The organism is Phenylobacterium sp., assembly GCF_036402295.1.
Taxonomy (GTDB): Bacteria; Pseudomonadota; Alphaproteobacteria; order Caulobacterales; family Caulobacteraceae; genus Phenylobacterium.
Window position 1 is genome coordinate 1 of sequence record NZ_DASWTE010000259.1, and the last position, 6,836, is coordinate 6,836.

General features: G+C 69.5%; 7 protein-coding genes. 1 reads left to right on the forward strand and 6 read right to left on the reverse strand.

Translation table 11 applies throughout. From position 1 onward, the window contains the following. Nucleotides 1-228: hypothetical protein (locus VGD44_RS15815; protein ID WP_331088783.1), on the reverse strand; the 228-nt coding region annotated here is incomplete at its 3' end. A 344-nt stretch (nt 229-572) separates the two neighbouring features. Here VGD44_RS15815 and VGD44_RS15820 point away from each other — a divergent pair. Next, nucleotides 573-2,315, forward strand: coding sequence for a PAS domain S-box protein (locus VGD44_RS15820; RefSeq protein WP_331088785.1), 1,743 nt, complete (start codon nt 573-575; stop codon nt 2,313-2,315). A 215-nt stretch (nt 2,316-2,530) separates the two neighbouring features. Here the strand turns inward: VGD44_RS15820 and VGD44_RS15825 are convergent, their stop codons facing one another. The 5 genes from VGD44_RS15825 to VGD44_RS15845 form a co-directional block, all read right to left on the reverse strand. Continuing rightward, nucleotides 2,531-3,463, reverse strand: a complete 933-nt coding sequence (locus tag VGD44_RS15825; RefSeq protein WP_331088787.1) for a trypsin-like serine peptidase — start codon at nt 3,461-3,463, stop codon at nt 2,531-2,533. Between the two features lie 89 nt (nt 3,464-3,552). Further along, a complete protein-coding gene (locus tag VGD44_RS15830; RefSeq protein WP_331088789.1) occupies nt 3,553-4,332 on the reverse strand; it encodes an alpha/beta hydrolase-fold protein in 780 nt (259 codons plus the stop codon). 67 nt (nt 4,333-4,399) lie between these two features. Beyond that, nucleotides 4,400-4,882, reverse strand: a complete 483-nt coding sequence (locus VGD44_RS15835; protein WP_331088791.1) for a VOC family protein — start codon at nt 4,880-4,882, stop codon at nt 4,400-4,402. A 26-nt stretch (nt 4,883-4,908) separates the two neighbouring features. Then, nucleotides 4,909-5,298 carry a VOC family protein gene (locus VGD44_RS15840; RefSeq protein WP_331088793.1) on the reverse strand — a complete coding sequence of 130 codons (390 nt, stop codon included), beginning with the start codon at nt 5,296-5,298 and terminating at the stop codon, nt 4,909-4,911. Further along, a complete protein-coding gene (locus VGD44_RS15845; protein ID WP_331088795.1) occupies nt 5,295-6,071 on the reverse strand; it encodes an ArsR family transcriptional regulator in 777 nt (258 codons plus the stop codon). Before VGD44_RS15845 ends, VGD44_RS15840 begins: the two co-directional genes overlap by 4 nt. Nucleotides 6,072-6,836 lie beyond the last annotated feature (765 nt).

The window sequence follows — 6,836 nt, forward strand, 5'->3', positions numbered from 1 at the left end:
GCCGTTCTTGCAGCCTGACGAGCGGCCGACGCCGTCGAGGCCGCCCATCAGGCGGGCGAGTGCGATGTCCTCGGCGAAGTCGGGCTTCTCCTTGAGCCAGCGCATGACGGTGGCGCGGGTGGGCATGCCGGGCTCGCGGCAGAGGCGGCGCAGGCCGTGGCCGGCTTCGAGGCCGAGCCAGAGGCGCTCGACGATCTCGGGGCTGAAGGGGACGCGGGGTTTCGGCATTCCCGGGGAGATGGGAGTGGAACATATAGGGAACAAGTTGGCGCTGCTCCACTTCTCACCCGTAGGGGGAGGGAACCATGCGCAGCATGGGTTTGCGAGAAGCGCGGAGCTTGAGTTGCTTCCTCCTCCACGGATCAGAGATCGTGTTCCCGTGACGCCAGTCTGGAGCGCGGATTTCAGTGTTCGTAAGAGGCGTCGGGCGTCGAAGACACAATTCGGGTAGCAAAATGACTACCTATGGTTGCCATTCTACACGGTCAACCTGATTCAGCTCATTCCCCGTACAGCAGAGCATTGCTCTTTCTCGGCAGGGGCGTACAAAATCCGGAGGGAATTGTCGTGCGATGTCAGTCGCCAGCGCTCCGTCGCCCCCTCGTGGGTTCGAGCCTCCCTCGGACGCAAGTCTGGCGGAAGTCCTCGACGTCTTCGCCGATGGCTTCTGTGTCTTCGACCGCGACTGGCGGTTCGTCTTCTTCAACCGGGCCGCCGAGACCCAGTCCCTGGTCGATCGAAGCGCCGTCCTGGGCCGGTCCTTATGGGAGGTCTCGCCGGGGCTCATCGGCTCGTCCCTGGAGACCGCCCTCGCCAAGGTGATGATCGAACGGGTGACGGTCAGCCTGGAGTTCGCGTCGCTGTTCCGTCCGGGCTTGATCTATGCCGTGCGGGCCTTCCCCGCCGAAGTGGGCATCGGCCTCACTTTTCGCGACATCACCGCGCAAGACGAAGCCCGCCGCCGCGAGCGCGAACAGTCCGAGCGCCTCGAGCTGCTGTTCGCCGCCTCGGGCCTCGGCGACTTCACCTGGGACATGGAGAACGGGATCATCACGTTCTCCGAGCGGGCCGCGAAGATCCTCGGGGCGCCCACGGGGCCGCTGTCTGTCCGAGACGCGATGCAGAAGCTCATCCACCCGGAGGACATCAAGCGCGTCTGGGCCGAGGCCCAGGCCGCCATGAGCCAGCGAATCTCGTTCGAGGTGGAGCACAGGGCCCTCGGGCCGGACGGAAGCGGCATCTGGGTAATGGGCTGGGCGCGCGCGGAGTACGACGAGGACGGCCGGCCGCTCAGGATGTTGGGCGTGATCGCCGACATCACCAAGATCAAGACCCAGGAGGCCAAGATACGCGAAAGCGAGGCCCGCTTCCGGCTCTTCGCCAACTGTGCGCCCGCGCCGCTGTGGGTGACGGACGCCGAGGACGCCGTGGAGTTCGTGAACCAAGCCGCGCTCGACTTCTCCGGCCGGCCGGGCGCCTACCGCATCGGAGGCACGCTGCAGATGGGCCGGATGCACCCGGACGATCTCCCCAGGATGATCGCCCTCCGGACGAAGGCCCGCGCGAGGCAGGAGCCCTACGAGACCGAGGTCCGGCTGCAGAACGCGCGGGACGAGTGGCGCTGGATGCGGATCACCTGCCAGCCCCGGCACGACCCCGACGGCCGGTTCGCCGGGTACGTCGGCATGGCCATGGACGTCACCGAGAGCCGCGAAGCGGAGACCCGCCAGAGGCTGCTCATCAACGAGCTGAACCACCGGGTGAAGAACACCCTCGCCACGGTCCAGTCGATCGCTCTGCAGACGATACGCGAGGGCGTGGACGTCCAGGCGGCGCGAGACACCTTCGTCGATCGCCTGCTCACGCTGTCGGCCGCCCACAACGTGCTGACCCGCGAGAACTGGGTCGGCGCCGACCTGGTCGAGATCGTCGCCCAGTCGGTGAAGGTCTATGACGATCAGGATCACGACCCCCGGATCCACATCCGGGGGCCGGACCGGCGGCTCGAGCCCCACGTCGCGGTCGGCCTCGCCATGGCGTTGCACGAGCTGGCCACCAACGCCGCGAAGTACGGCGCGCTGTCGGATCCCGCGGGGCATGTCTGGCTGGCCTGGCGGTTGGCCCTGGACGGCGGGGCGGTGGTGCTGAGATGGCGCGAGCGCGGCGGCCCGCCGGTCCGGGGACCGCTTCGCCGCGGCTTCGGAACGCGCCTCCTCACCCAAGGCCTCGCCACCGAACTCGGCTGTGCCGCCCAGCTCGTCTACGGGCCACGAGGGTTGGTCTGCACCTTCCGCACGCCCATCCTCGAGGCCTAGCCGCCGCTGTCGCCACGCGCGGCCTCGGCAAGCACCAGGACCTGTGCGGACCCCAGCGCACAGCTTGGGTTGTTCCCCCTCCACCGCGTTCCGCGGTCCCCCTCCCCCTACGGGTGTGGAGGAGGGGCGGCGGCATCCTTCCCGCGCGTAGCGGTTGCAGCATGGGTCCCGCGGACAAGCCGCGGTTGACGAGGGCGAGGATGGGGATGGGTGGATCAGCGCCCGGGGTCGAGCCGACGGGGCTCGGGCGTGATCCACGCGAGCACGCTCTGCTTGACCACGATCCAGGCGCGGCGAACCAGGACCGCGACGTCGGTCACGACGGCGTCCCAGCCTTCGCGCAGGCGATCCAGCGCCGAGGGGTCGGGTCCGCTGGCGGCGGGCCTGGGGTCGGCCTGGGGCAGGACGCCTCCGGTTGGCGTCACCTCGGCCGGCGGCGAGTCCACGAGCGAGAGGGTCTCGGCGATGTAGGCGGCGTGGGTGACGTTGCCGATCTCGAGCCGACTGTGCTTCAGCCTGAGCTCCTCGGTGAGAAGGCCCGTGACGACGATGTCGGGGGCGCGGCCGTTCAGGGAACGAACGACGTAGACCGGGCCGCCCGAGTTGCCGGCGAAGACCGAGAAGTCCAGCAGGTAGGTCGGGTAGCGGGCCGGGGGCGCCAGCGGATAGGACGCGACGCGGCCGACGCGCACGATGGGGAACCCCGCCGCGTTGGCGGAGAACCCCTGCGGATAGCCCAGGACCATCATCTCGTCCCCCGGCGCGACCGCCAGGGTCGCGAGGGTCTTGCCGGTGGCGAGCTGGGAGGCCGCCACCGCGGCGCGCGCCACCCCGGACGGCAGCGGGATCGCGGCGACGTCCTGGATGGGGTGCGCGGTCCACAGCGGTTCGCCCTCGGGGCCGCGGATGCGGATGCTGACCGGCGCATACCGCCAGTCGCCGGCCTCGTCGGCGACGCGGAAGCCGACCTTCACCTTGTCCCGCGGCATGCGCGCGAAGACGTGCTGGGCGGTGATGAGGAGGGTCCGCGGACGACCGTCCGGGTCCGGCGCAACGACGACGAAGCCGGTTCCGACGGCGCCCGCGCCATCGGACTGCACCTGTTCGAGCCGCACGGTGGCGTGGATGAGGTCGAGGAGCTCGCTCATGGATTCCTGCTCGAAACGGGCGACCCTCGAAGGCGATCCCTCTAGCACCCGCTCGGTGACCGCGACCTGAACGGCCGTGGCTCACTGGATCAGCGCGCAGCGGGGTTGCGGCGCTGCTGGAAAAGCCACTTCGGCAATGCTTCGTCGGCGAAGGCGGGGTCCCAGGCGTTGTGGTCGACGCCGGGGAGCTCCTTGTAGGTGACGTCGGGCGCGCCGGCGGCCTTGAGCGCAGCGGCCATGCGGCGGGACTCGTCGACCGGCACGACCGAATCGACCTCGCCGTGGACGATCCAGATGGGTAGGCGGGCGAGCTTGCCGGCCAGGGCGGCGTAGGGGTCGGGGCCTGGGCCCGCGACAGGCGGCAGACCGCGGAAAGGGCCGACGAAGGCGCAGACGGGGACCACCGCGGCGAAGCGGTCCGGCTGTTCGTAGGCGAGGCGCCAGGCGCCGTTGCCGCCCATGGACAGGCCGGCGAGGTAGACGCGGTTCGGATCGGTGCGGAACTCGCGCTCGGCCTGGGCCAGCGCCGCCATGGCGACGCGGGCCGGGACGCCCATCCAGAGCTGGCCTTCGGGCGCCTGCGGGAAGACGACGATGGCGGGCCAGCGGTCGGGGTGGCGGCGGATGGCGCCGGCCAGGCCCACCTCGGTCTGCAGGAGCCCGTCCGACCCGCGCTCGCCCGCGCCGTGCAGGGCGAGGATGATCGGCTTGGCGCCCTGGAGCGGCTGGCGCGGGACGTAGACCTGGTAGGCGTAGTCGCGGCCGTCGACCTTGACCGTGCGGTCGAGGAAACCGGTCTCGGCGGCCAGGGCGGCGGCCGGCAGCGCCAGCATCAAGAGCGCCGCAAGGGCTACAATCCATCGCACCATGTCGGCTCTCCCCGGGGTGTCCAGGGCAGAGCGTAACCGCAGCGCGGTGCGATGGGGAGCGGCGGCCCTACCGCGCCGTCACGTCGTAGGTGGGCTGGAACAGCTCGACGACGTTGCCGGAGGGGTCGTCGAGGAGGATCTCGTTGCCGCCGACGCCGTAGACGATGTCGTTGCGGAAGCGGACGCCGGCCTTCTTGAGCCGGTCCACCTCGCCCGGCAGGTCCGGCGTATTGAGGACCAAGCGGTTCCAGCCGCCAGGCACGGGCTTGTCGCCGTTCGGCATCGGCTGCGAGGCGCCGCCCGGGCCCTTGGTGGGGCTGAGCAGGAGCTGCACGCCGCCGCGGGACAGGGCGGCGAAGTAGGGCCCGGACTGGAAGTCGATCTTGAAGCCCAGCTTGGCGTTGTAGAAGGCCACCGAGGCGGGGACGTCGTTGACCATATAGCGGACGCGCACCAGCTCGGGGCGGCTGACGGGGGCGTTCTGGGCCATGGCGCTGGACGCTCCGGCGAGAAACATCAGGGCCAGGGCGGCGATCTTCGTACTGTTCATGGCGGTCTCCTGACCGGCCGGGGGTTTCAGCGGGCGGCGGGTTGAAAGAGCTCGACGACGTTGCCGGAGGGGTCCTGCAGCAGGACCTGCTTGCCGCCCGGGCCGGCCAGGATGTCGTTGCGGAACGGCGCGCCGGCGTCGCGCAGGCGGGCGACCTCGGCTTCGATGTCGTCGACGAGGAGGTGGATGCGGTTCCAGCCGCCGGGGCCCGGCTTCACGCCGTCGGGCATGGGGCGTCCGGCAGAGCTGGCCGGTCCGCTCAGCAGCAGGCGCAGGTTGCCGCGGGCGACGTCGGCGAAGGCGGGCGGGAAGCTGGTGATGACCTCGAAGCCGAGGTGCTTGGTGTAGAAGTCGATCGCCGCCTGGACGTCGTCGACCATGTAGCGGACGTTCACCATCTGAGTGCTGTCGGTCATGGGATCTCCTTCGGGTCGCGGGCGGCCATGTCGGCGATCAGGAACCCGATGCGGGTGGAAAGCTCGGCGGCCGTGTCGCGGAACAACGGATAGGTGACGTCGTCGGGTTCGCCGGTCGCCGGGTTGGGGATGCTCCAGTGGACGACCTCGGGGCGGTCGGGGAACTCGGGACACACCTCGCGTACGCGGTCGCACAGGCTGATCACCCAGTCGAAGCGCTCGCCTTCGAAGAGGTCGAGGGACTTGGACGCCTGGCCGGCGATGTCGAGGCCGTAGTCCTCGGCCATCACGCGGACGGCGTTGGGGTGCAGGGCCTTCGGATGGCTGCCGGCGCTGACCGCCTCGATGGCGCCGCCCGATAGCGCCCTGGCCAGCGCCTCGGCCATCTGCGACCGCGCGCTGTTGCCGGTGCACAGGAACAGCACCTTGGCGCCGACCAGGGCGTCGTCTCGCTGGGGAGGCGCGAGACGAAGGCCGGGATGGAGCGCCCCGCCGGCCACCGACAGCAGGGCGCCGATGCGGACGAGGTCCAGCCCGTAGTAGGTGTCGCGGCGGTCGGCCGAGCTGCGCCGCGCATTGACCAGGCGGCCGTCCCTGAGCTTGCCAAGGTGGTACGAGACGAGGTTCTGGGCCTCGCCGACTAGGCCGGCCAGCTCCTGCACCAGGCGGTCGCTGCGGGCCAGCTCGCTCAGCAGGCGCCAGCGCAGGGGATGGCCAGCCAGCTGCAGGAACGCGGGCGGCGCAACGTCAGGCGAGAGCGGCCGGGTGTTCATGGCGCCGAATATACATCAATTGGGTTTGATATAACAATTCAATTTGATGGATATGCTCGGCCGTCGCGGCTTCGCATCTACGGCGTCGAGGTGCAGTACCGCTTCCGATCCATTCGCCGGCGCCCGGGCCTCCCCCCGGGCGCCCAGCGAAGCCTCTCGCCCCCGGTCCGCGAGGACCGGGGGCTTTCTTGTAGGCCGCCGCCGGCTAGGGCGTGCGCTCATGGACGTTTGCAGCGGTCCCGCCAGGCCAGGCTCACTCGGTCCGAACGGGGGGACAGGCGTTCGCCGGAGCCAGTCTAATGTTCGCGTGCGTGAGGGAGATAGTTCGTCCCGCGTCTGAACCCATGACCGTGGCAGTGCCTTTGAAAGTAGCGGGCACGACACCGAGACCGTCCGCGGTGGCGAGGTCCTGCCGCTCAAGGCGGCCTTCGGGATTTGCCCTTCTGCCTGCCGTCAGGGTCCAACCCTCGGGAATGCGACAGATCGCATTGAAGGTGACGCCCCAGGTTGAGATCGAGAAGCGGTCGATCTTCTCATCTCCCTTCAACTGAAGCCCTGTAATGGAGGCAACATAGGTCCTCGGCCGGTCCTCAACCGCTTGACCGGCGGCCAGCAAAGCCAGGGCGACCCTAATCATCATGCGACTGTGTGGTGACGCTTGAGCGTCGGCAACGGGGTCGGGACGCGGTCATAGGTTCAGCGCCACGAACCGGACGTTCGTTGATCTGCCCGAAACCTGACCCTGGGAATGACTGTGCAGGGTGG